This is a genomic window from Pseudomonas sp. SK3(2021), assembly GCF_016772375.1.
GTDB classification, from domain to species: Bacteria; Pseudomonadota; Gammaproteobacteria; order Pseudomonadales; family Pseudomonadaceae; genus Aquipseudomonas; species Aquipseudomonas chlororaphis_I.
On the sequence record NZ_CP061943.1, the window covers coordinates 3,635,076 to 3,657,605 of the forward strand.

Here is a 22,530-nt window from a genome sequence, read left to right on the forward strand (position 1 = left end):
GCCCATGGCCCTCCTCTATAAAGCTGACCCCGTGCGTGGCGAACACTGGCGAGCGCTGTTCGCCGAACAGGCCCCGGACATTGAATGGCGGGCCTGGCCGGACCTCGGCAACCCCGAGGATATCCGCTACCTGGCGGCCTGGCAGGCGCCGGACGACCTGAGCCTTTTACCTAACCTTGAGGTGCTGTTCGCCCTCTCGGCCGGGGTCGATCAACTGGACCTCGCGCGCCTGCCGCCGGACTTGCCGGTGGTGCGCCTGCTGGACCCGGGCATCACCCGGGGCATGTGCGAATACGCCAGCTTCGCCGTACTCAGCCTGCACCGCGACATGCTGCGCTACCGGCAGCAACAGTTCGCCCGCTGCTGGCAGGCGCACCTGCTGCAACCGGCGGCGCAACGCCGGGTCGGGGTCATGGGCCTTGGACAACAGGCGCAGCAGATCCTCGCCACCCTGCGACCGCTGGGGTTCGCCCTGTCCGGCTGGGCCCGCAGCACCCACCGCATCGACGGCGTGCAGTGCTTCGCCGGCAACCAGCAACTGCCGGCCTTTCTCAGCCAGTGCGACATCCTGCTGTGCGTGCTGCCCCTGACCGAACAGACCCAGGGCATCCTCGACCGCGAGCTGTTCCGCCAACTGCCCCGCGGCGCGGCGCTGATCAACATGGGCCGTGGCGGCCACCTGGTGGAGCAGGACCTGCTCGACGCCCTGGCCAGCGGCCAGCTCAGCGGCGCGGTGCTCGACGTCCTGCAACAGGAGCCGGCCCCGGCCGGACACCCGTTCTGGGATCACCCGCAGATCCTCCTGACCCCGCACATCGCCGCCATGACCCAGCCGGAAAGCGCCTTCGCCGTGCTGTTGGACAATATCCGCCGCCACCAGCGCGGCGAACCGATGCTCGGGCAGATCGACCGCAGCCAGGGTTATTGAAAGCCCCACGATCGTGTAGCCGCTGACCGCGGTGCGTCAGAGCGATCCGGGACGCAGGTTTGGCGGGCTGGCGCCCGATCGCAGCCTGCGGCAGCGGCTACAGGGTTCGGTGTTTGGCGTTCGGCGTTCGGCAAAGAACGCAGGAACCCCGCCAGCGCTGTAGCCGCTGGCGCAGCCTGCGATCGGCGGCGCAGCCGTCGCAAACCGCTAACCGCGGTGTATCAGGCTGATCCGGGATACAGATTTGGCGGGCTACGCCCGATCGCAGCCTGCGGCAGCGGCTACAGGGTTCGGCGTTCGGCAAAGAACGTCGGCAGCGGCTACAGCCTCTCGGCAATCGCCGTGCCCACCTCCTGGGTCGAGGCCTGGCCACCCAGGTCCGGGGTGATCGGGCCTTGGGCGATCACCTGTTCGATGGCGGCGAGAATCCCGTCGTGGGCGGCGCGATAACGTTGCTCGCCGTTGCCGAGGAAATCCAGCATCAGCGCGCCAGACCAGATCATCGCGATCGGGTTAGCGATATTGCGCCCGTAGATGTCCGGCGCCGAGCCGTGCACCGGCTCGAACAGCGACGGGAAGCGCCGCTGCGGATCGAGGTTGGCCGAGGGCGCGATGCCGATGGTGCCGGCACAGGCCGGCCCGAGGTCGGAGAGAATGTCGCCGAACAGGTTGGAGGCCACCACCACGTCGAAGCGCTCCGGTTGCAGGACAAAACGCGCGCAGAGAATGTCGATGTGCTGCTTGTCCCAGCTGACGTCCGGGTACTGCTCGGCCATCAGCGCCGTGCGCTCGTCCCAGTACGGCATGCTGATGGAAATCCCGTTGGACTTGGTCGCCGCCGTCAGGCGCTGGCGCGGCCGGGTCTGGGCCAGGTCGAAGGCGTACTTGAGAATGCGATCCACGCCACGCCGGGTGAACACCGACTCCTGCAGCACGAACTCATGCTCGGTGCCCTCGAACATCTTGCCGCCCACCGAGGAATACTCGCCCTCGGTGTTCTCGCGGACCACCACGAAATCGATGTCCCCCGGCTCGCGCCCGGCCAGCGGGCACGGCACCCCGGGGAACAGCCGCACCGGGCGGATATTCACGTACTGGTCGAAGTCGCGGCGGAACTTGAGCAGCGACCCCCACAGGGAAATATGGTCCGGCACCTTGTCCGGCCAGCCCACGGCGCCGAAGTAGATGGCGTCGAAATCCTTGAGCCGCTCGAACCAGTCCTCGGGCATCATCCGCCCGTGCTCCAGGTAGTAATCGCAGTGTGCCCAGTCCAGCACCTCGATCTGCAGGTCCAACTGCCACTTGCGTACCGCCTGCCGCAGCACCCGCAATCCTTCTGGCAATACTTCCTTGCCGATTCCGTCGCCGGCGATGGCGGCGATCCTGAATGCCTTGCTCATGTCGCGTGTCTCCTCGAAGTCGGTGCGGGCGGGTCACAGGCCGCCGATGTGGAAAGCCTTGATCTCCAGGTATTCGTCCAGGCCGTACTTGCTGCCTTCGCGGCCCAGGCCCGATTGCTTGATACCGCCGAACGGCGCCACTTCCATGGAGATGATCCCGGTGTTGAGGCCGACCATGCCGAACTCCAGCGCTTCGCCGAAACGCCAGGAGCGGCGCAGGTCCTGGGTGAAGTAGTAGGCACCCAGCCCGTAGGGCGTGGCATTGGCGATGGCCAGCGCCTCGGCCTCGTCGTGGAAGCGCATCAGCGGCGCCACCGGGCCGAAGGTTTCCTCGTGGGCCAGGAGCATCTCGGGGCTGGCCTCGCCCAGCACCGTGGGCAGCACGAACTGGCTTTCGCCCTGGGGAACCCCGCCGCACAGCAGGGTCGCGCCCTTGCCCAGGGCATCGTCGATATGCCGGGCGACCTTGCTCACCGCCGCGGCATTGATCAGCGGGCCGATGCTCACGCCCGGCTCCAGGCCGTTGCCGACCTTGAGCTTGGCCACCTCCTCCACCAGGCGCTGGGCAAAACGTTCGTAGATCCCATCCTGGACCAGGATGCGGTTGGCACAGACGCAGGTCTGCCCAGCGTTGCGGAACTTGCTCTGGATGATCCCGGCGATCGCCTGTTCCAGGTCGGCGTCGTCGAACACCACGAATGGCGCGTTACCGCCCAGTTCCAGGCTCAGGCGCTTGATGTGCTCGGCGCTCTGGCGCATCAACAGGCGGCCGACCGCGGTGGAACCGGTAAAGGAAATCTTGCGCACCGCCGGGTTGCCGGTCAGCTCTTCGCCAATCCCGGCCGGCATGCCGGTGAGCACACTGAACACCCCCGGCGGAATACCCACCCGCTCGGCCAGCACCGCCAGGGCCAGGGCCGACAGCGGCGTGAGATCGGAAGGCTTGACGATGATCGGGCAGCCGGCGGCCAGGGCCGGCGCGCATTTGCGGGTGATCATCGCGTTGGGGAAATTCCACGGCGTGATGGCCGCGCAGACCCCCACGGGCTGCTTGAGGGTCAGCAAGCGCCGGTCGCCGGCAGGCGCCGGCAGGGTGTCGCCGCAGATGCGCCGCGCCTCCTCGGCGAACCATTTGACGAAACCGGCGCCGTAGCGGATTTCGCCCTGGGCTTCGGCGAAAGGCTTGCCCTGTTCGGCGGTCATGATCAGGGCCAGGTCGTCGAGGTTGTCGAGCATGGCCTGGTACCAGCGCTCCAGCAGCTGTGCCCGCTCCGCCGCCGGGCGCGCGCGCCAGGCCGGCCAGGCGCGTTCGGCGGCGGCGATGGCCAGACGGGTCTGCGCGCCCCGCAGGGCCGGGACCCGGGCCAGGCATTCGCCGCTGGCCGGGTCGCGCACCGCCAGGGTCGCCCCATCGTCGGCAGCCACCCACTGCCCGTCGATATAGGCCAGTTCCACCAAGAGGCTTGGGTCTTTCAAACGATTCTTGAGCATGGTCGAGTCCTGTTCCGAGACAGCCTCCAGTCTAAGCAGGCGCCACAGCCCAGGATGCTGAAAGCGCCGGGCCGGCAGCGTCGGATGCTGAAAAACGCGGCGTCACAGCAGGCTCTGCCGAGCACATGAACAGCGCCCTGTAGCCGCTGGCGCAGCCTGCGATCGGCGGCGCAGCCGTCGCAAAACAGATAACCACGGTGCGTCAGATCGATCCGGGATACAGGCTTGGCGGGCTAGCGCCCGATCGCAGCCTCCGGCAGCGGCTACAGGTGACAGCTCAACGTTTCAGGGACCCCAGCAAGCCTTCGAGAAAACGCTGGCCGGCGTCCATCTGGCTGACCTCGATGAACTCGTCGGGCTTGTGCGCCTGCTCGATGGAACCCGGACCGCAGACCACCACCGGGATGTCCAGGCGCTGGTTGAACAGGCCGCCTTCGGTGCCGAAGCCGACCTTGGCGTAGCCGGTGCCCGGCGCAGCGAAGTCGTGGAGCAAACGCACCGCCTCGACACTCGGATGGGTCTCCAGCCCCGGGTAGACATTGAGGGTTTCGATCTCGATGGCCGCCACCTCGGAGACCTTGCGGGCCTCGCGCACAATCAGCTCGGCGCGTTCGCGCATCTGTTCGAGGAACTGCTCGAGATCGTCCGCCGGCAGGTTGCGCACCTCGAAATCCAGGGTGCACAGGTTCGGCACTATGTTCAGCGCCTTGCCGCCGCCGATCTGCCCGACGTGCACGGTGCTGTAGGGAATGTCGTAGTCGGCGTCCCGCGCGCCCTGCTCGCGCAGACGCTGCTGGCTGTCGCGCAAGCCGGCGATGAAATCGCAGGCCAGGTGAATCGCGTTGGCCGCCAGCGGCGCCAGGGAGGAATGCGCTTCCTGGCCACGGCAATAGGCGCGGTACGACCCCTTGCCCTTGTGCCCGAGCACGAACTGCATGCGCGTGGGTTCGCCGACCAGGCACAGGAACGGCCGCACCGGCGCCAGGTGCAGCACGTCCAGCAGGCGGCGCACGCCGACGCAACCGATTTCCTCGTCATGGGACAGCGCCAGTTGCAGCGGCCGGCTCAAGGTGCTGTCGGCGGCATCGAGCATGGCGTCTATGGCCAGGGCGATGAACCCCTTCATGTCACAGCTGCCGCGCCCGTACAGGCGCCCGCCTTGCTCGGTGACCTGGAACGCCGGCAGGGTCCAGGCCTGGCCGGCGACGGGCACCACGTCGGTGTGCCCGGACAGCAGGATCCCCGGCAACTCCCGCGGCCCGGTGCTGGCGAACAGGTTGGCCTTGCGCCCGCTTTCGTCCTTGACGATCAGCGACTCGATGCCCTTGCCCAACAGCAGCTCGCGCACGTATTCGATCAGCGCCAGGTTCGACTCCGAAGACACGGTGTCGAAGGCGATCAGGCGCTTGAGGATCTCCAGTACCCGAGGTTTCATGAGGCCTTGCTCCGTTGTGCGGTTGTGCCGGCGAAGCGGCGAATCGAAAAGGGCTCGATCGAGGTGCTGGTGCTGCCGGTGGCGATCAGTTCGGCCATCACGTCGCCGACGCCCGGGCCGAGCTGGAAGCCGTGGCCGCAGAAACCGAAGGCGTAGTACAGGCCGTCGACCTGGCCACTGGGGCCCATGATCGGCAGCGAGTCGGGCAGATACCCTTCGATGCCGCTCCACACGCGGATGATGTTGAGGTTGCCGACGCCCGGCAGCAGCCGGCGCATCTGCTGGATCTGGTTGAGGATGCTGCGCGGTTCGACCTGGGCGCGCCGTGTGAGCATGTCCGGTTTGCTGCGGTAGCCGCCGCCGATGATGATGTTGCCGCGGGGAATCTGGCGGAAGTAGATCACCTCCTCGGGGATCTTGGTGTAGACCCCGATCACCGTTGGCAAGGCGTAAGGCACCGGCTCGGTGACCGCCATCTGCGGGCCGTTGGTGTCCAGCGGCACCGGCTCGCCGAACTGCTCGGAGAGTTTCTGGCCCCAGGCGCCGGCGGTGATCAGCAGGCGTTCGGCGCTGAACTGGCGGCCGTCGGTGGTGCCGACCCGGAACTCGCCGCCGACCTTCTGCACCTCGCTCACCTCGGTGCGTTCTTCGATCCGCGCCCCGGCGCGCACCGCCGCCCGGGCAAAGGCCGGGGCCGCCAGGCGCGGGTTGGCGTGGCCGTCATGGGGCGCGTAGGAGCCGCCCTTGACGTCCGGCCCGAGGAACGGAAAACGCTCGTGCAGCTCGCGGCCGCGGTAGATCTTCAGGTCCAGCTGCCGCGCCTCGGGCGCCGCGGCATAGGCCTCGAGCTCGGCGATCTCGTCCTCGCGGTAACACACCCGCATATGGCCGCTGGCGATGAACTCCAGGTCGTCGTCGATCAGTTCCGGCAGGCGCTTCCACAGGGCCCAGGAACGGTTGGCCAGCTCCAGCTGGCCGAGATAACGCCCCTGGCGCCGCACGTTGCCGAAGTTCACCCCGCTGGCGTACTGGCCGATCTGGTCGCGCTCCAGCAAGGTCACCGACTGGCCGCGCTGGCGCAGGAAAAACGCCGCCGCCGAGCCCATCAGGCCACCGCCGACAATCAGTACATCGGACTGTTGCAGCGTCATGGCATCACCTCCCCGGTGAGCATCGAAAGGGGCTTGACCGGGGCCTGGCCTCGCTGCCGGCCCACCTCCTGCACCGCGACCCCGGCCGCGGCGGCGATCACCTCGGCCCCGGCCTGGGAACAGTAGCGACCCTGGCAGCGGCCCATGCCGACCCGGCTGAAGGCCTTGGCGCGGTTGACTTCGCAGGCGCCCTTCTCGCGCACCGTGCGCCGCAGTTCGCCGGCGCTGATCATCTCGCAACGGCAGACGATGGCGGTGTCCGGCAGCGCCTCGGCCTGGGCGCTCGGCCAGGGAAAGGCCTGGGCCAGGCCGAGGCGGAACCGCTCCATCACCGCCAGGGCCTGGCGCTGTTCGTCGCGTTCCGCGGCGTTGACCGGCAGTTGCAGATCCTCGAGCAGGGCCAGCGCCGCGAGGCGCCCGGCGTGTTCGGCGGCGTCGGCGCCACGGATCTTCGCCCCGTCGCCGGCGGCATAGACCCCGCTGACACTGGTGCGCCCGGCCTCGTCGAGCTCCAGCAGCCATTGGCTGGATACCGGGTCGAAGGCCAGGCGGCAACCGGCGAGGTCGGCCAGCTGGGTTTCCGGACGCAGGTGATAGCCCAGGGCCAGGGCATCGCACTCGACATCCAGGCTGTCGCCCTTGGCGGTCCTGACCTGCAGCAGGCTGACCCCGCCCTGGGCGTCGCCCAACACCCGGACCGGCTGGATCCCCAGGTGCACCGGCACCCGGGCCAGGCACAGCCGCGCCAGCAGCTTCATGCCGGTCCAGAGCAATCCCGGGCGCGCCAGCAGTTTCGGCAAGGCGCCGATGCGCTTGCCCAGCGGCGAGGTGTCGAGTACCGCGGCGACCCGCGCCCCGGCCTTGAGGTACTGGCTGGCCACCAGGTACAGCAGCGGCCCGCTGCCCATGAACACCACGCGGTGGCCGATGGACACCGACTGCGCCTTGAGGGCGATCTGCGCACCGCCGAGGCTGTAGGTGCCCGCCAGTTGCCAGCCTTCGAGCGGCATCAGGCGGTCGGTGGCGCCGGTGCAGAGGATCAGCGCGTCGTAGTCCAGGGTGAAGTGCCGGCCCTGGCTGACGCAGCACAGCTGCCCCGGGGTCAGGTTCCACACCAGGGTGTCCGGGCGATAGTCGATGCGCGGGCGCAGGCGCTCGAAACTGTCATGCAGGGCCCGCGCCTTGTGCGCTTCGCTGCCGTACAGGGTGGCGTAGTCGCGGCGGAAACCTTCGGGTTGGCGGCGGTAGATCTGCCCGCCGTCACGCCGGTTCTCGTCGACCAGGGTCGGCACTATGCCGGCCGCCAGCAGGGTTTCGGCGCAGCGGGTGCCGGCCGGGCCGGCACCGACTATCACCACCCGCGGCGTGGTGCCGGACGGGATGTTCAGCCGTGCAGTGGCCATATTGCCTCCGGTTGTGTGGTGAGGATATCCAGGCCCTCGCGGACCTCGCTGGAGCAGGCACGCAGGCGTTCGCCGGCGCGGGTCCAGACCCAGCAGTCCTGGCAGGCGCCCATCAGGCAGAAGCCGGCGCGCCGCCCGGAATCGAACTCCGACTGGCGCAGGGCCGTACCCTGGGTCAGCAACGCCACCATCAGCGTGTCGCCCTGCAACGCCTCGATCGGCGCGCCATCCACCCACAGCCGTACCGGCGCCCGTTCGCGCTCGCCCAGCCGTACAAAACGCCCCTTCATGCGTAGGCTCCCTCGGTCATGCGATTGAAGTTCTGTTGGCTCTGCAGCAACTCGCCGCTGTCGCGGTGGCAGAGGATCTCGCTGCCTCCGTCGATGGCGCGGCGGTTCGGCGCGGTGCGGTTGCACAACCCGTCGATGCGCACCGGGCAACGATTGAGGAAGGTGCACAACTCCGGCACGTTGGCCTTGGCGCCGATCGGCGGCAGGCTGGCGCAGGTGCTGCCGCAGCTTTCCAGCCAGCCCTGGCGCAGCTCCGGCACCGAGTGGATCAGCAGGTCGGTATAGGGATGGAGCGGCGCCTGGGCAAAGGCCGCGCGGCTGCCCGCCTCGACCTTGTGCCCGCTGTACATCACCACGATGTCGTCGCACAGCGCGCGCACCGTGGAAATGTCGTGGCTGATGAACAGGTAGGACACCCCCAGTTCCTGGCGCAGGTCGCGCAGCAATTCGAGAATCGCCGCCCCAACCACCGTATCCAGGGCCGAGGTCACTTCGTCGCAGAGGATCAGGTCGGGCTTGGCCGCCAACGCGCGGGCCAGGTTGACCCGCTGCTTCTGCCCACCGGACAGCTCGTTGGGCCGCCGGTCCGCGAGCGTGCGTGGCAGCCGCACCAGTTCCAGCAGTTCGTCGATGCGCTGGCGCAAGGCCGCGCCCTTGAGGCCGAAGTACATCTTCAACGGCCGGCTGAGAATGGCACTGACGCTGTGCATGGGATTGAGCGCGGTGTCGGCGTTCTGGAACACCATCTGGATCCGTCGGAACTGCTCGTCGGTGCGGCTCGACAGGCTGCCGCCCAGGGGCTGGCCGTCGAAGGTCAGGCCCCCGCGGGCCGGCGCCAGCAGGCCGGCCACCACCCGCGCCAGAGTCGACTTGCCCGAGCCCGACTCGCCGATCACGCCGATGGCCTGGCCACGGCGCACGGTCAGGTCGATGTCCTCCAGCACGCGGATCGTCGGCATGCCTTGCAGGTTCTTGTTGCCGTAGCCGGCGGTCAGGCCCTTGATGGTCAGCAACGGCTGGTCCTCGGCGATATCGCTGGGCGGGCGAATGGTCGAGTCCGGGCGCGCCGCCGCCAGCAGGCTGCGGGTGTAGTCGTGGGCCGGGCCCTCGAGCAGCGGCGCGGTGGCGCTCTGCTCAAGGATCTGGCCGCCGTTGAGCACCACGATCTGATCGGCCATCTGCGCCACCACCGCCAGGTCGTGGGACACATACACCGCCGTGGCCCCGCGTTCGCGCACCACCCGCTTGAAGGCCCGCAGCACGTCGATCTGGGTGGTGACGTCGAGCGCGGTGGTCGGCTCGTCGAGGATCACCAGCAGCGGGTCGCTGATCAGCGCCATGGCCGCCATCACCCGCTGCAACTGGCCGCCCGAGACCTGGTGCGGGTAACGCTGGCCGATGTGTTCCGGGTCCGGCAGGGCCAGGTCGCGGAACAGCTCGACGGCCTTGGCCTCCAGGTTGGCACGGCTGTCCAGGCCATGGATCAGGGCGCCCTCCACCACCTGGTCGAGGAGTCTTTTCGCCGGGTTGAAGGCCGCCGCCGCGCTCTGGGCGATGTAGGACACGCGATTGCCGCGCAGGCCCTGCAATTGCTCCTCGCCCAGGGCCAGCATGTCGTGTTCGCCGACCCGCACCACCCCGGACGCCAGGCGGCAACCGCGACGGGCATAACCCAGCAAGGCCAGGGCGATGGTGGTCTTGCCGGAGCCGGATTCGCCGATCAGCGCCAGCACCTCGCCCTGCTCCAGGGCGAAGCTCACGCCCTTGACGATCTCCACTTCGCCGCTCTCGCCGCCGGCGACCACCCGCAGGTCTTCCACTCGAATCAACTGGCTCATCTCAATGCCCTCCCGGACGGCGGCTGCGGCGCGACGAGACCCTGTCGATGAACAGGTTCACGCCAATGGTCAGGGTGCCGATGGCCAGCGCCGGGATGACGATGGCCGGCGCGCCCTGGTTGAGGCCGCCGATGTTCTCGCGCACCAGCGAGCCGAGGTCGGCGTCCGGTGGCTGCACGCCGAGGCCGAGGAAGCTCATGCCGCTGAGCAGCAGGACGATGAAGCCGAAGCGCAGGCCCAGGTCGGTGAGCACCGGGTTGAGCATGTTCGGCAGGATCTCCACGCAGGCGATGTACAGCCGGCGCTCGCCCCGTGTGCGGGCCACCTGCACATACTCCAGGGCCTCGATATTCACCGCCAGGCTGCGGGCGATGCGGAACGCCCCGGGGGTGAAGCTCAGCACCGCGGTGCACACCAGCAGCACCACCGAGGAGCCGAAGGCCGAGACCATGATCAGCGCCAGCATCTTGCTCGGGATGGAAATGAAGGCATCCATCAGGCGGCTGATGACTTCGTCCAGCCATTTCGGCGCGACCACCGAGAGCAAGGCGCAGGCGGTGCCCAGGCCGCTGGCCAGGACCGCGGAAATCAGCGCCAGGCCGACGGTGAACCGCGCGCCCACCAGTACCCGGCTGAGCATGTCGCGGCCCAGGTAATCGGTGCCGAACGGATAGGCCGCGCCCATGGCGTCGAACACGTTGGCAGACACCACTTCGCCCACCGGGTGCGGCGCCAGCCAGGGGCCGAACAGCGCCACCAGCAGCCACAGCACACACATCGCGGCCCCGGTCAGGCCGAGCCAGGAGGGCCCGTGGGACACCTTGCCAAGCGCCAGGTCGGGCGTGGCAGGCGTCGACTTCACCCTGAGATTGGTCATTGGTTTCTCAGCCTCGGATTGGAAAGAATCGCGCACAGGTCGGCAATCAGCACCAAGCCCAGGTAGGCCGTGCAGAACAGCATGGTGCAGGCCTGGACCAGCGCCATGTCGCGGTTGGTCACCGCGTCGACCATCAGGCTGGCGATCCCGGGATAGTTGAAGATGGTCTCGACGATCACCACCCCGCCCAGCAGGTACGACAGGCTCAGCGCCACCGCGTTGGCGATCGGCCCGATGGCGTTGGGCAAGGCGTGGCGCAGCACGATGCGCACCGGACTGACGCCCTTGAGCCGGGCCATTTCCACGTAGGGGCTGTCGAGCTGGTCGATCACCGCGGCGCGGGTCATGCGCGCCATCTGCGCGACGATGACGAAGCACAGGGTCATCACCGGCAAGGCGTAGGTGCGCAGGAACTGCAGCGGCGAGTGGGTTTCGCTGGCGTAGGACAAGGCCGACAGCCAGCCCAGGTTCACCGCGAACACCAGCACCGCCAGGGTCGCCACCAGGAACTCCGGCACCGCCACCAGGGCCAGGGTGATGAAGCTCAGGAAACTGTCCAGGCGCCCGCCGCGGCCCATGGCCGAACCGATGCCCAGGGTCAGCGCCACCGGCACCGAGACCACCGCGGTCACCGCCGCCAGCATCAGGGTGTTGGGCACCCGCCCGGCCATCAGCTCGCTGACCGGCATGGCGTTGGACACCGAGGTGCCCATGTCGCCGGCCAGCAGGCTGAGCAACCAGTGCAGGTAACGCACCACACCGGGCTGGTCCAGGCCCAGTTTCAGGCGCAGCGCCGCCACCTGTTGCGGCGTGGCGAACTGCCCCAGGGCCTGTTGCGCCGCGTCCCCCGGCAGCACCGCGGTGATGGCGAACACCACCATGGAGACGATCAACAAGGTCACGACCGCGGCGCCCATGCGCCGCCCGATCAACCACAGTGTGTTGCTATTCATCGCCCTTCCCTCCTGCCTTGCAGCCCCGACGGAACCCGCTTTCGCCCCTCACGCATCCAGCCACACTTGCTCGGCGAACATGTAGCCCATGAAGCCGCCCAGGGGGTTGCTGCCATAGCCCTTGATGCGCTGGTCGACCCCGTCGATGTTGCTGATGAACACCGGGATGCCGATGCCGCAGTGGTCGTGCACCAGGGTCTGCATGTCGGCGTACATCGTGCTGCGCTTGGCGTCGTCGGTTTCGCCGCGGGCCAGCATCAGCAACTGGTCGAACTGCTCGTTCTTCCAGCCCGACTCGTTCCATGGCGCGCTGGACTGGAAGAACTGCGAGAAGATCACGTCGGCGTTCGGCCGCGGGTTGATGTTGCCGAAGCTCAGCGGGTGCTTCATCCAGTGGTTGGACCAGTAGCCGTCGCTGGGCAGGCGGTTGACGTTGAGGGTCAGCCCGGCCTGCTTGGCCGACTGCTGCAGGAGCACGGCGATGTCCACCGAACCGGTGGCGGCCGGCGAGGCCACCAGCGGCATGCTGACCTTCTCCATGCCGGCCTTCTTCAGCAGGAAGCGGGCTTTTTCCGGGTCGTACACGGTCTGCGGCAGGTCGGCGTTGTAGTAACGCGAGCCCGGCGCGATCGGGTGATCGTTGCCGACCACGGCGTAGCCGCGGAACACCGCAGATTTCACCTGCTCGCGGTCCAGCAGGTGCTTGAGCGCCTGGGTGAACTCCGGGCTCTGGCCAGGCAGTTGGTCCTGGCGAATGATCAGGTCGGTGTAGTTGCCCGACGGCGCGTCCACCACCCGGTGCCCGGCGCTGGCGGCGATGCGCGCGGTGGAGCGCGGGTTGACCTCGTTGATCAGGTTGACATCGCCGGAGAGCAAGGCGTTGACCCGCGAAGGCTCGTCGGCGATGGCGATGAACTCGATCTCGTCCAGGTACGGCAGGCCCGGCTTCCAGTAGTTCGGGTTGCGCGCGGAGACCGAACGCACGCCCGGCTTGAATTCCTTGACCTTGAACGGCCCGGTGCCGATGCCCTGGCTGAAGTCGCTGGTGCCTTCGGGCACGATCAGCAGGTGCGAGACCGCAAGGATCGACGGCAGCTCGGCGTTCGGCGCCTTGAGGCGGATCTGCACCTCATGGGTGCCGGTGGCCTTGATCTCGGCGAACTGCTCCATCAGCGGCATGACCTTGGAGCCGGTGGCCGGGTCCTTGTGGCGCGACAGCGAGAACACCACGTCGGCGGCGGTCAGGCCCTTGCCGTTGTGGAAGGTCACGTCCTTGCGCAGGGTGATGACCCACAGGGTGGCGTCGGTATTGTCGATGCGCTCGGCCAGCTCCAGCTGCGGCACCAGGTGGCTGTCGAAGCGGGTCAGGCCGTTGTAGAACATGAAGTGCCGCACATAGTCGGTGGACAGTGCGCCCCGGGCCGGGTCGAGGGTGTCGGCGGTGGAACTGGACATCCCGGCGACGCGGATGCGTCCGCCCGGCTTGCCCTTGCCCGGCGCCGCGCTATCGCTGGCGAGCAAGGCGCCGGTACTGCCGAACAGGCTGCCGGCGCCCGCGGCGGCGACACCGGCCACGCCAAGCATGCGCAAGGCACTGCGGCGGGACATGCCACGGTTCAGGCCCTCGAAAACCCGCAGGCTTTCTTCGCCGGAAATCAGTTGCGGATCGACTTTGTTGTCAGTCATAGCAGTTCTACCTGTCGAATAATGAGAAGGCTCGAGTGCTCGCGGTTGACCGGAGCGTGCTGGAAACGCAAAACGACGGTGCAGCAAACTCAGTGCAGATAGTCCTGGAAGCGGTAGTAAGCGCCTACCAGCGGCAGGAACCAGGGCTTGCCGAAGTGCCCGGGAATCGCCGGCCATGCCAGGTCTTGCCAGGGGTTGGCGCCGGCCTTGCCGTCCATGACCTCGGCCATGACCTGGCCCATGTGCACCGACATCTGCACGCCGTGGCCGCTGTAGCCCATGGCGTGGTAGATGCCGTTGCGTTCGCCGGCCCGGGGCAGTCGGTCGCGGGTCATGTCCACCAGCCCACCCCAGCAGTAGTCGATCCCGACCCCGGCCAGTTGCGGGAACATCTGCACCATGGCCGCCTGCAGCACCTTGCCGCTCTTGGCGTCGGAGCTGGGGCTGGACATGGCGAAACGCGCCCGGCCGCCGAACAGCAGGCGGTTGTCCGGGGTCAGGCGGAAGTAGTTGCCGATGGTGCGGCTGGTGACATAGGAACGCTGGTGCGGCAGCAACCGCTCGACCAGGGCTTGCGGCAGCACCTCGGTGGTCACCACGAAGCTGCCCACCGGCACGATGCGCCGTCGGTACCAGCCGAGGTCGCCATGCTGGCAGGCGCCGGTGGCCAGCAGGATCTGCCGCGCCTGCAACGAACCGCGCGCGGTGTCGAGCCGGTAGCCGCCACTGTTGCCCTGCCAGCCCTTGACCGCGCAGTCCTGATAGATCAGCGCGCCATGGCGCGCCGCCGCCTGCGCCAGGCCGACGCCGAAGCGCCCGACATGCATCTGCACGCCGTTGCGCTGCAACAGGCCGCCGTGAAAACCGGCGCAATCGACTTCGCCGCGCACCTGCTCGGCGGACAGCAACTCGACATCGGCATCGACCTCGCGGCGAATCAGCTCGCAGGTGCGCGCCAGCCCTTCGTAATGCAAGGGCTTGGCCGCGAGCTTGAGCTTGCCGTTGCGCTTGAGGTCGCAACCGATGCCCTCCTGCTCCACCAGCGCCACGACGCTCTGCACCGCCTGCTCGTAGGCCTGGTAATAGGCCCGCGCCCGTTCGGCGCCGAGGCTGGCGCTGAGGGCGGCATAATCCTGGGCCACCCCGGTGTTGCACTGGCCGCCGTTGCGCCCGGAGGCTTCGCCGATCACCCGGCCGGCCTCCAGCACCACCACCCGGGCGCCCTTCATGGCCAGCGCGCGGGCCGCAGACAGCCCGGTGAAACCGCCACCGACGATCGCCACGTCGACGCTGTCCGGCAACGCGCCGGCCTGTGCCCCGGTGAACGCCGGCGCACTGTCGAGCCAATAGGATTCACTGCCCATGCCTGACTCCCTGAGCATGCCTTGAAGAGCGCCCATGGCCGATCAGAGACCGACCAGCGCGGCCAGGCCGCCGATGTCCGGGATCTGCTGGTAGCCGTAGATGGCGTTGGCCGGCTGTTCGTGGCCACGGGCGACGAAGGCCTTGTGCTTGATCTTCATGTCGTGGGCCGGCATCAGGTCGTAACGGAAGCTGGAAGACACATGGAGGATGTCTTGCGGGCCGCAGCCGAGGTTGTCGAGCATGAATTCGAAGGCCGCCAGGCGTGGCTTGTAGGCCTGTGCCTGTTCGGCGGTGAAGACCTTGTGGAACGGCGCGCCGAGCTTGTCGACGTTGGACATGATCTGGCTGTTGCTGGCATTGGAGAAGATCACCAGGGGGATCTTGTCGGCGATCTTCGACAGGCCGGCCGGCACGTCGGGATGGGGGCCCCAGGTCGGTACCGCGTCGTAGTACAACTGGCCTTCGTCACGGTACTCGACACCCCAGCGCTTGCAGGTCCGCGCTAGCGCGGTCTTGAGGATCTCGTCGTAGGGCCTCCAGTCGCCCATGACCTGGTCCAGGCGATAGGCCGAGAAGTCCTTGACGAACTGGTCCATCTGCTCGGGGCCGACGCGGTCGGCGAACAGCTCGCGGGTCATGGTGCCCATGTGGAAGTTGGTCAGCGTACCGTAGCAGTCGAACGTAATGAATTTGGGACGAAGGAAGCTCATTGAGTGCGGTCCTGAAGTTCGTTGAGGTCATGGCGTGACACGCAAGAGCGCGGCTGCCGGAGCCCTGATGCAGCGTTGCAATCACAGCTTCATTACAACACCGTGAAATCAGCAGATGGCGTTAAAAGCGCGGGCTGCTCGATACAAACCACCGTTTTTCGGGGTGCCCTCAGCAGACTTTGCGGGGCGCGCCAGCCTTGGGCAAAGCCCGTATTCATGCGCTTTTATGGACCTTTTCCGGCCGCCGGGCCTCAAGCCAGGGGCCGACCGCCGCAGAACCTGCGCCGCCGCCAACAAAAACGGGCGCCCCCGTCTGGAAGCGCCCGTTTCGCTGAATCGCAGAGTGTGTCCCGGTCAATCCCCAACCGGTGGCGGCCGGCCTTCGGCCGCGCCGGAAGGTCCAATGCATACTTCGTACCGCCCCGCTCAGCCGCCGCCCGCCGGTCATGGCTTTCAGCCGGCGATATCGATCAGCACGCTCTTGAAGCGCAGGTTGGCCTCGAAGGCTTCGCGCCCCAGGTCCTTGCCGATGCCGGAACGCTTGTAGCCGCCGGTGGGCAGGATGTAATCGTTGCTGCGCCCGTAGCGGTTGACCCACACCGTGCCGGCTTCCAGGCGCCGGACCAGGCGCAGGGCGCGGTTGATATCCGCGGTGTGCACCCCGGCGGCCAGGCCGTAGGTGGCGTGCTCGGCCAGGCCCAGGGCCTCGGCTTCATCGTCGAAGGCCTGCACCGTCAGCACCGGGCCGAAGATCTCCTCGCAGACCGCCGGGTTGCCGTTGTCCAGGCCGGTCAGCAGGGTCGGCTGGTAATAGGCGCCGCCCAGGCCATCGAACAAGCCTCCGCCACAGAGCACCTCGGCGCCGGCCTGGCGCGAACGCTGGACGATGCCGTCGATGCGGTTGGCCTGCTGCCAGGAAATGATCGGCGACAGCGTGCTGGCCGACGACCAGGTCGGCCCCGGGCGCAATTGTTCGAAGTACGCCCGCAGGTGTTCGACGAAGGGCTGCATGATCGAGCGCTCGATCAGCAGCCGCGAACCGGAGACGCAGACCTGCCCGGCGTTGCCGGTAATGGCCATGGCCACGGTGCGCGCGGTCCTGGCGATGTCCGGCACGTCGGCGAACACCAGTTGCGGGCTCTTGCCGCCCAGCTCCAGGGTCACCGGCTTGGGCCCGACCAGGGCGCAGGTGGACATGATGCTCGAACCGGTGGCGGTGGAGCCGGTAAAGGTCACCTTGGCCACCCGCGGATGGCGACACAGGGCATCGCCAGTGACTCGGCCGTCGCCCTGCACCACGTTGAAGATGCCCGCCGGGATCCCCGCTTGCAGCGCCAGTTCGGCGAAACGCAGGCTGGAGAACGGCGTCAGTTCCGACGGCTTGAGCACCACCGCGTTACCGGCGGCCAAGGCCGGGGCGACTTTCCACGAGGCCATGCTCAACGGGAAGTTCCACGGTGCGATGGCGGCGATCACCCCATAGGGTTCGGCGATCTGCATGCCCAGGCGGTCGGTCTGGGTGGCCGCCAGCGAACCGCCGTGCTTGTCCGCCAGCTCGGCGAAAAAGCGGATGCCTTCGGCGACATAAGGAATGTCCCAGGCGATCACGTCCTGGTGCGGACGGGTCGAACCCACTGCCTCCAGCGGCGCGAGGATCGCCGCGTCGGCTTCCACCAGGTCGGCCCAGCGCCGCATTACCCGCGCCCGCTCCCGAGGCGGGCGGCTGGCCCAGTCGGAGCGGGCGAACGCCTGCCAGGCGTTGTTCACCGCCTCGTCCACCCATTCGGCGTCGGCGATCGGCAACTGCCCATAGGCCTGGCCGTCCGACGGGCGCGAGACTTCCAGCCCGGGCGCGGCGTCGCGGTACTGGCCGGCGATGAAATGAGCGCTGCGCACAGCGACAAGACGAGGATTGAAGCTATCCATGGAGCACTCCACTAAAGGCGGCAATAAGGTCGGCGAAGGCCGGTCCGGCCGATGAAAACCAGGCCTCCATCCTAGGAAAAAAGCGCAAGCATTTGCTGCCGACCTTATGCCCCTTTTAAGTAGTTACTGTGGTCTGCCGGCCGCTCTTTTAGGGATTCTGCCGAATCGCTGCCGGGCTCTTGCCAGGTCTCGGCGCAGATGGGATACAGGCGCATCGCCGCCCAGCAAAGCCGACGATCGCGCTTATCTTTTCCACGGAGTCTTGCCATGTCCGCCACCCCTCGCCCTGCTTATGTGTATCGCCCGATGACTGTCGCCGACCTGCCGGCGGCCCACGCCCTGTCGGTGCAATTGAAGTGGCCCCATCGCCTGGAAGACTGGGCGATGTTGCAGCGGGTCGGCCAGGGCTTCGTGGTGGAAGACGGCGAGCGCCTGATCGGCAGCGCCTTCGCCTGCCTCCAGGGTGACTACGCCACCATCGGCCTGGTGATCGTCAGCAACGACTACCAGGGCCAGGGCATCGGCCGCGCCCTGATGGAACAGGCCCTGCACGCCTGCGAGTCGCGCACGCCGATCCTCAACGCCACCCTGGCCGGCGCGCCGCTGTATGCCAGCCAGGGCTTCGTCGAGTTCGGCATGATCCAGCAACATCAAGGCCAGGCGCGGGTGCCTGAGGTCGGCGCCCTGCCCGCCGGCGAAAGCTGCCGGCCGCTGCGCAAGGCCGACCGCCTGCGCCAGCTGAGCCTGGCCAACGCCGGCAGCGGCCTGGACCGCCAGCAGGTGCTGGAAGACCTGTTCGCGGTGGTCGAGCACGGCGTCGGCATCGAGCGCGACGGCCAGTTGCGCGCCTTCGCCCTGCTGCGACCGTTCGGCCGTGGTCGCTGCATCGGCCCGGTGATTGCGGAAAACCCCGAGCAGGCCCGGCAGATGATCGCCAGCCTGCTGAGCCAGGTTCCCGATGCCTTCGTGCGCATCGACATTCCGGCCGACTGCGGCCTGGCCGACTGGCTGCAAAGCGCTGGCCTGAAACAGGTCGACCAGGTCGCGCAGATGGCCCGCGGCACCCCGCCCCAGGCGCTTGGTGGCATTCGCCAGTTCGCCCTGGTGACCCAGGCCATCGGCTGATCCACAACGCCGCGGGCGCCCGCCGCGCGGCACCTTCCCACCCCAGAGAGTCATTTGTATGTCCACACCCGCCGCTTTGCTGCTGGCAGGCGCCGACGGTCGCTTCGACGCCAGCCTGTTCACCCCCGCTGCCCTGGGCAGCCACGACCCTTTCGGCGCCGATCGGTTGGTCGCCTACAACGGCAGCAACGGGATTGCCGCCGGTGTCGTGCGCACCAGTGGAAGTTTTGCCGTCGAGGATTTCCCCCACATCGAGATGCTCGTGGTGCACGCCGGCAAAGTGCTGCTCTGCAACGCCGAGCCGTCTGGGGAACCGGCCCTGGAACTGACCCCGGGCGCCAGCGCGGTGATCGGCCGTGGCACCCGCCTCAAGCTTGAGGCCGAACCCGGCACGCTCTGGGCCTTCTGCGCAGTGAAACGTGCCGCTGCGGGCGCCGAATCGGGCCTGACGCTGCTTGACCCACGGGCCATGCTCTCGCCTTCGGCGGCCCCCGAACCGCAGATCCTGATCGGCCCGGAACCGCAATGCCGCTCGCGCAACGCCTTCGAGGACGACGCCTGCGATCTGCGGATCGGTGTCTGGGACTCCACGCCTTACCGCCGCCATGGCCGGCCCCACAAGCTCCATGAGCTGATGCACCTGGTGGAAGGCAGCGTGACCCTCGAGGGCGCGGACGGCAGCCACCTGACCGCCGGCCCCGGGGCTACGCTATTCGTTGCCCAGGGCACGCCCTGCGCGTGGCACAGCACGGCCTATGTGCGCAAGTTCTATGCGGTGAAGTAACGCCGGTACAAACGACAACGGCGCCCTCGGGCGCCGTTGTCATGTCGGGCGAAAACCGCCCTGCGACTCAATCGTCATCGTCGTCATCGTCATGGTCGCGACGATAGCGCCCGTCGTGGTCCCGTCGGTCGTAGCGACGGTCGTAACGGTCGTCGTCATGATCGCGGTCGCGGTAGTAGTCGCGGTCATGACGACTGTGGTCGCGCCAGCGGTCATGGTCGCGATCGTAGCGCCGGCCGTCGTCCCAATGGGGGTAGCAGCCACCCAGCAGCAGCGTGGAGCAAAGGGTCAGGGTGAGTGTCGCGAATCGCTTCATGGAAGTGTCCTAGAACCTGGGTCAGAACGATGGGTTGGCAAAGCTGCCCGGCAACGCAGCGGGCCCTGTGCGAACCGGCGGCGCCGGCGCCTGCAACCACCCATGTGACTGTAAAACCAGAGATTTATTCGATCCTGGCAAGGCACTGGCGGACCGACGGTCATGTCTTGTCCAATACGAACGGTCACGCCTGCTCAATGGGAGTTCCTGTCCCACAGCCAGTTCCACAGCCCCGGCAGCCGCACCGGCTGCTCGCTGCGGGTGACGGTACGGGCCAGGGCCGCCCGTTGCAGCGCCGCGGTATCGTCGTAGAACGCCTTGGGCGCGGTCCGAAGGCCGCTGGCCTGGGCGCTGTCGAGCAGGATCTGCAGGTACTCCCGGGTATGCCGGGCGGTGTAGCGATTGAGGTCGTGAAAGGTCACCACCACCGGGATCGCTCCGTCCACCGTCGGCAGCTGGCCCAGGGCAATGCGTTCGCGCACCTCCGACAGCTGGCGCAGCATATTGGCCCGGCGCCGAGGACTGGCATTGAAGCCCCAGACCTTGCCGTCGTTGGCGCTGAGGTCGGTCAGCAGCACATGCAGGCCATGCCGTTGGTACGCGGCGAAGGTGCGTTTGTCGTAGTTCCAGAATGGCGGGCGTACCAGGCTCGGCGGCACGCCGGCGATCAGCGCGATATCGGCGCTGCCGCCGTTCAGGGACGCCTCCAGTTCCTGCGGGTCGAGCGAGCGATGGTTGGTGTGCCTCGGCGTGGCGGTATGAAAGCCCAGCACATGGCCCTCGGCATGCTCGCGGGCCATTATCCGCCGGCCGGTGTCGCTGCCACCGGCGCGCGGGGCGCGGGTCTGGACGAAGAACACCGCCTTGATCGCCGGCTGCAGCGGGTTGTCGAGCAGGTCGTCGAGCACCCGCTCGGTCGGGTTGTAGAGGCTGGAAGCGCTGGGGCCGTCGTCGAAGGTCAGCAGAAAGCGGATCGGCGCCTGGGCGCGCAGGCGTTGTTCGGTCTGCGCGGTCATTTCGATGGGGGCAGCGATGCAACCGGCCAGGCCGGCGGCCAGCAACACTGTGCAGAGAACCCTGAAGCCTCGTTTCATGTTTTGCCCTGTGTCGGACCGTCGCGGTCGTCCCCTCAATGGCAAAAATCCCTCGCCCATGGATCCCTCGCCCGACCTGCACGCAGCGCCGGGCACAGCTTGGAGGGGCAACCAGGGTTTTGGTTCCGGGGCACCCGGTTTCAGGCCGCCCGGGCGTTCAGGCCGCGGCGCCTTCGCACGGTCGCTGCCAGGCGCGCTGCAACAGTTCGATCACCTCCTCGTCCGAGGTCTGGGCAAAGTCCGCATAGCCGTTGCCGATCGACACGAACCACAGCGGCGTAATCGGGCAGATCAGCTCGTCGACCTCGAAACTCAGGGTGTCCACGGTGTCCTGCGGCGCCAGGGGCACGGCCACCACTATCCGCGCCGGATGCTGCAGGCGCGTGGCCTGTACCGCGGCGTGCATCGAGGCACCGGTGGCCAGCCCGTCGTCCACCAGGATCACCACCTGGCCACGCAGGTCGGGCGCGGGCCGGTCGCCGCGGTAGGCCCGCTCGCGGCGCTGCAACTCCTGGGTTTCCCGCTGGGTTACCGCTTGCAGCGCGGCATCTCCGATGTGATGGCCGCTCAGGACGTCCTGATTGAGGATGCGGATGCCGCCGCTGGCGATGGCGCCCATCGCCAGTTCTTCATGGCCGGGCACGCCGAGCTTGCGCACCAGCATCAGGTCCAGCCGTACCTCCAGGCCCCGGGCGACTTCCCAGGCCACCGGCACCCCGCCCCGGGGCAACGCCAGCACGATCACCTCGGGCCGGCGACTGTATTTCTGCAACGGCGCGACCAGCCCTTGCCCGGCGGCCTGACGGTTGCGCAGGGTCATCTGCAATGACGGATATTCGCTCATGTCTCACCTCCCAGGGCGCCCGTCTACAACGCCAGCAGGCTGCAGGGCACCTGATACAGCGCATGCTCGGTGGTGCTGCCCACTAGTTTCTCCAGGCCCTCGCGATGCACGCGGCCCATGACCAGTACGTCGGCCTGGTTCTCGGTGACGAAATTGGCCAGGACCGTGACCGGCTGCCCGAGGATGAAATGCCGCCGCTCCTCGGGAACGCCATAACGCTCGGCGAGTTCGAGAAAGGCTTTTTCCAGGGTGACCCGCAGTTCCCGGGTCAGGTCCGCCAGCACCAGGCCACCGCCCCCGGCATCGCCCAGGTAGACCGACGACACGTCATAGGCATGCAGCAGGTGCAACTCGGCATCGCATTGCAGGGCCAGGCTGTTGGCTTCGTGGATGATCCGGTCGTTGAGCCCGTTGTGCTGGTGCTCCGGACGCGACGGGTCGACCGCCGCCACCACCATTTGCGGCAGGGTATGGCCATGACGGCCCATCAGGTACAGCGGTACCGGGCACTGGCGCAGCAGGTGCCAGTCCATCGGCGTGAGAAAGGCGCGTTTGAGCGCCGGTTCGTGCTGTACATCCTTGATCAGCAGGTCGGGCTGGATTTCCGCGACGTGCTGCAGGATTTCCTCCAGCAGGTCGTCGGCCCAAGTCACCTCGCCGTTGACCGTGACGCCATGGCCACGCAGCCGATGCACCTCTTCCTGCAACCAGTGCTGGTGCTCCAGACGGTAACGTTCGCGCGCCTCATTGCGCACGTTGTGCTCGAACAGCGAAAGAATCGACGCCGGTTTCAGCAAGGCCGCGATATGCAGGGTCGCGCCGCTGGCCTTGGCCAGGGCGGCTGCACGCGGGATCGCCGGGGATTGGCGCATTGCCGGGTCGATGACCAGCAGCAAGCGTTGATACTGGCTCAT

20 protein-coding genes are annotated in these 22,530 nt (G+C 67.7%); 3 read left to right on the forward strand and 17 right to left on the reverse strand.

Annotated elements, in window-relative coordinates:
* Nucleotides 1-4 precede the first annotated feature (4 nt).
* Entirely contained in the window at nt 5-928 is a 924-nt protein-coding gene (locus IF690_RS16090) for a 2-hydroxyacid dehydrogenase (RefSeq protein WP_202696444.1), read from the forward strand.
* 320 nt (nt 929-1,248) lie between these two features.
* Here the strand turns inward: IF690_RS16090 and IF690_RS16095 are convergent, their stop codons facing one another.
* From IF690_RS16095 to IF690_RS16155, 13 genes are all read right to left on the reverse strand, one after another.
* Nucleotides 1,249-2,328 carry a tartrate dehydrogenase gene (locus IF690_RS16095; RefSeq protein WP_202696445.1) on the reverse strand — a complete coding sequence of 360 codons (1,080 nt, stop codon included), beginning with the start codon at nt 2,326-2,328 and terminating at the stop codon, nt 1,249-1,251.
* Nucleotides 2,329-2,361: 33 nt separating this feature from the next.
* Nucleotides 2,362-3,819: an NAD-dependent succinate-semialdehyde dehydrogenase gene (locus tag IF690_RS16100; protein WP_202696446.1), complete on the reverse strand. Its 1,458-nt coding sequence runs from the start codon at nt 3,817-3,819 to the stop codon at nt 2,362-2,364.
* A 277-nt stretch (nt 3,820-4,096) separates the two neighbouring features.
* Entirely contained in the window at nt 4,097-5,254 is a 1,158-nt protein-coding gene (argE, locus tag IF690_RS16105) for an acetylornithine deacetylase (RefSeq protein WP_202696447.1), read from the reverse strand.
* Nucleotides 5,251-6,405 (reverse strand): NAD(P)/FAD-dependent oxidoreductase, encoded by a 1,155-nt coding sequence (locus IF690_RS16110; protein ID WP_202696448.1) that lies wholly within the window; start codon nt 6,403-6,405, stop codon nt 5,251-5,253. Before IF690_RS16110 ends, argE begins: the two co-directional genes overlap by 4 nt.
* Entirely contained in the window at nt 6,402-7,808 is a 1,407-nt protein-coding gene (locus tag IF690_RS16115; protein WP_202696449.1) for an FAD/NAD(P)-dependent oxidoreductase, read from the reverse strand. The genes IF690_RS16110 and IF690_RS16115 overlap by 4 nt, the downstream gene beginning before the upstream one ends.
* Nucleotides 7,790-8,098: a (2Fe-2S)-binding protein gene (locus tag IF690_RS16120; RefSeq protein ID WP_023965454.1), complete on the reverse strand. Its 309-nt coding sequence runs from the start codon at nt 8,096-8,098 to the stop codon at nt 7,790-7,792. The genes IF690_RS16115 and IF690_RS16120 overlap by 19 nt, the downstream gene beginning before the upstream one ends.
* Entirely contained in the window at nt 8,095-9,936 is a 1,842-nt protein-coding gene (locus IF690_RS16125) for an ABC transporter ATP-binding protein (protein ID WP_202696450.1), read from the reverse strand. The genes IF690_RS16120 and IF690_RS16125 overlap by 4 nt, the downstream gene beginning before the upstream one ends.
* Nucleotide 9,937: 1 nt before the next feature.
* Entirely contained in the window at nt 9,938-10,813 is an 876-nt protein-coding gene (locus IF690_RS16130) for an ABC transporter permease (RefSeq protein WP_202696451.1), read from the reverse strand.
* The gene (locus tag IF690_RS16135; RefSeq protein ID WP_202696452.1) at nt 10,810-11,766 is read right to left on the reverse strand and encodes an ABC transporter permease; all 957 of its coding nucleotides are present in this window, start codon (nt 11,764-11,766) and stop codon (nt 10,810-10,812) included. The genes IF690_RS16130 and IF690_RS16135 overlap by 4 nt, the downstream gene beginning before the upstream one ends.
* A 48-nt stretch (nt 11,767-11,814) precedes the next feature.
* Nucleotides 11,815-13,452 (reverse strand): ABC transporter substrate-binding protein, encoded by a 1,638-nt coding sequence (locus tag IF690_RS16140; RefSeq protein WP_202696453.1) that lies wholly within the window; start codon nt 13,450-13,452, stop codon nt 11,815-11,817.
* Nucleotides 13,453-13,541: 89 nt separating this feature from the next.
* Nucleotides 13,542-14,816 (reverse strand): NAD(P)/FAD-dependent oxidoreductase, encoded by a 1,275-nt coding sequence (locus IF690_RS16145; RefSeq protein ID WP_202696454.1) that lies wholly within the window; start codon nt 14,814-14,816, stop codon nt 13,542-13,544.
* A gap of 42 nt (nt 14,817-14,858) precedes the next feature.
* Complete coding sequence (locus IF690_RS16150) at nt 14,859-15,527, reverse strand: haloacid dehalogenase type II (protein ID WP_202696455.1); 669 nt, start codon at nt 15,525-15,527, stop codon at nt 14,859-14,861.
* Between the two features lie 453 nt (nt 15,528-15,980).
* Complete coding sequence (locus IF690_RS16155; RefSeq protein ID WP_202696456.1) at nt 15,981-17,453, reverse strand: aldehyde dehydrogenase family protein; 1,473 nt, start codon at nt 17,451-17,453, stop codon at nt 15,981-15,983.
* 267 nt (nt 17,454-17,720) lie between these two features.
* Here IF690_RS16155 and IF690_RS16160 point away from each other — a divergent pair, with 267 nt between their 5' ends.
* Complete coding sequence (locus IF690_RS16160) at nt 17,721-18,578, forward strand: GNAT family N-acetyltransferase (RefSeq protein WP_202696457.1); 858 nt, start codon at nt 17,721-17,723, stop codon at nt 18,576-18,578.
* 58 nt (nt 18,579-18,636) lie between these two features.
* The gene (locus IF690_RS16165; protein ID WP_202696458.1) at nt 18,637-19,362 is read left to right on the forward strand and encodes a cupin domain-containing protein; all 726 of its coding nucleotides are present in this window, start codon (nt 18,637-18,639) and stop codon (nt 19,360-19,362) included.
* 67 nt (nt 19,363-19,429) lie between these two features.
* Here IF690_RS16165 and IF690_RS16170 read toward each other — a convergent pair whose 3' ends face one another.
* The 4 genes from IF690_RS16170 to IF690_RS16185 all read right to left on the reverse strand — a co-directional run bounded on the left by IF690_RS16170 (nt 19,430) and on the right by IF690_RS16185 (nt 22,530).
* Nucleotides 19,430-19,678, reverse strand: coding sequence for a hypothetical protein (locus tag IF690_RS16170; protein WP_202696459.1), 249 nt, complete (start codon nt 19,676-19,678; stop codon nt 19,430-19,432).
* A 194-nt stretch (nt 19,679-19,872) separates the two neighbouring features.
* Nucleotides 19,873-20,772 (reverse strand): polysaccharide deacetylase family protein, encoded by a 900-nt coding sequence (locus tag IF690_RS16175; protein WP_202696460.1) that lies wholly within the window; start codon nt 20,770-20,772, stop codon nt 19,873-19,875.
* Nucleotides 20,773-20,929: 157 nt separating this feature from the next.
* Nucleotides 20,930-21,616 (reverse strand): phosphoribosyltransferase, encoded by a 687-nt coding sequence (locus IF690_RS16180; RefSeq protein WP_202696461.1) that lies wholly within the window; start codon nt 21,614-21,616, stop codon nt 20,930-20,932.
* Nucleotides 21,617-21,639: 23 nt separating this feature from the next.
* Nucleotides 21,640-22,530 carry a universal stress protein gene (locus tag IF690_RS16185; RefSeq protein ID WP_202696462.1) on the reverse strand — a complete coding sequence of 297 codons (891 nt, stop codon included), beginning with the start codon at nt 22,528-22,530 and terminating at the stop codon, nt 21,640-21,642.

Excerpts from the sequence above, each read along its gene's own strand:
- argE (WP_202696447.1), bottom strand. The coding sequence starts at position 5,254 with ATGAAACCTCGGGTACTGGAGATCCTCAAGCGCCTGATCGCCTTCGAC.
- IF690_RS16120 (WP_023965454.1), bottom strand. The coding sequence starts at position 8,098 with ATGAAGGGGCGTTTTGTACGGCTGGGCGAGCGCGAACGGGCGCCGGTA.
- IF690_RS16135 (WP_202696452.1), bottom strand. The coding sequence starts at position 11,766 with ATGAATAGCAACACACTGTGGTTGATCGGGCGGCGCATGGGCGCCGCG.
- IF690_RS16185 (WP_202696462.1), bottom strand. The coding sequence starts at position 22,530 with ATGAGCCAGTATCAACGCTTGCTGCTGGTCATCGACCCGGCAATGCGC.
- IF690_RS16145 (WP_202696454.1), bottom strand. The coding sequence starts at position 14,816 with ATGGGCAGTGAATCCTATTGGCTCGACAGTGCGCCGGCGTTCACCGGG.
- IF690_RS16170 (WP_202696459.1), bottom strand. The coding sequence starts at position 19,678 with ATGAAGCGATTCGCGACACTCACCCTGACCCTTTGCTCCACGCTGCTG.
- IF690_RS16165 (WP_202696458.1), top strand. The coding sequence starts at position 18,637 with ATGTCCACACCCGCCGCTTTGCTGCTGGCAGGCGCCGACGGTCGCTTC.
- IF690_RS16090 (WP_202696444.1), top strand. The coding sequence starts at position 5 with ATGGCCCTCCTCTATAAAGCTGACCCCGTGCGTGGCGAACACTGGCGA.
- IF690_RS16175 (WP_202696460.1), bottom strand. The coding sequence starts at position 20,772 with ATGAAACGAGGCTTCAGGGTTCTCTGCACAGTGTTGCTGGCCGCCGGC.
- IF690_RS16125 (WP_202696450.1), bottom strand. The coding sequence starts at position 9,936 with ATGAGCCAGTTGATTCGAGTGGAAGACCTGCGGGTGGTCGCCGGCGGC.
- IF690_RS16180 (WP_202696461.1), bottom strand. The coding sequence starts at position 21,616 with ATGAGCGAATATCCGTCATTGCAGATGACCCTGCGCAACCGTCAGGCC.
- IF690_RS16115 (WP_202696449.1), bottom strand. The coding sequence starts at position 7,808 with ATGGCCACTGCACGGCTGAACATCCCGTCCGGCACCACGCCGCGGGTG.
- IF690_RS16100 (WP_202696446.1), bottom strand. The coding sequence starts at position 3,819 with ATGCTCAAGAATCGTTTGAAAGACCCAAGCCTCTTGGTGGAACTGGCC.
- IF690_RS16155 (WP_202696456.1), bottom strand. The coding sequence starts at position 17,453 with ATGGATAGCTTCAATCCTCGTCTTGTCGCTGTGCGCAGCGCTCATTTC.
- IF690_RS16160 (WP_202696457.1), top strand. The coding sequence starts at position 17,721 with ATGTCCGCCACCCCTCGCCCTGCTTATGTGTATCGCCCGATGACTGTC.
- IF690_RS16130 (WP_202696451.1), bottom strand. The coding sequence starts at position 10,813 with ATGACCAATCTCAGGGTGAAGTCGACGCCTGCCACGCCCGACCTGGCG.
- IF690_RS16110 (WP_202696448.1), bottom strand. The coding sequence starts at position 6,405 with ATGACGCTGCAACAGTCCGATGTACTGATTGTCGGCGGTGGCCTGATG.
- IF690_RS16140 (WP_202696453.1), bottom strand. The coding sequence starts at position 13,452 with ATGACTGACAACAAAGTCGATCCGCAACTGATTTCCGGCGAAGAAAGC.
- IF690_RS16150 (WP_202696455.1), bottom strand. The coding sequence starts at position 15,527 with ATGAGCTTCCTTCGTCCCAAATTCATTACGTTCGACTGCTACGGTACG.
- IF690_RS16095 (WP_202696445.1), bottom strand. The coding sequence starts at position 2,328 with ATGAGCAAGGCATTCAGGATCGCCGCCATCGCCGGCGACGGAATCGGC.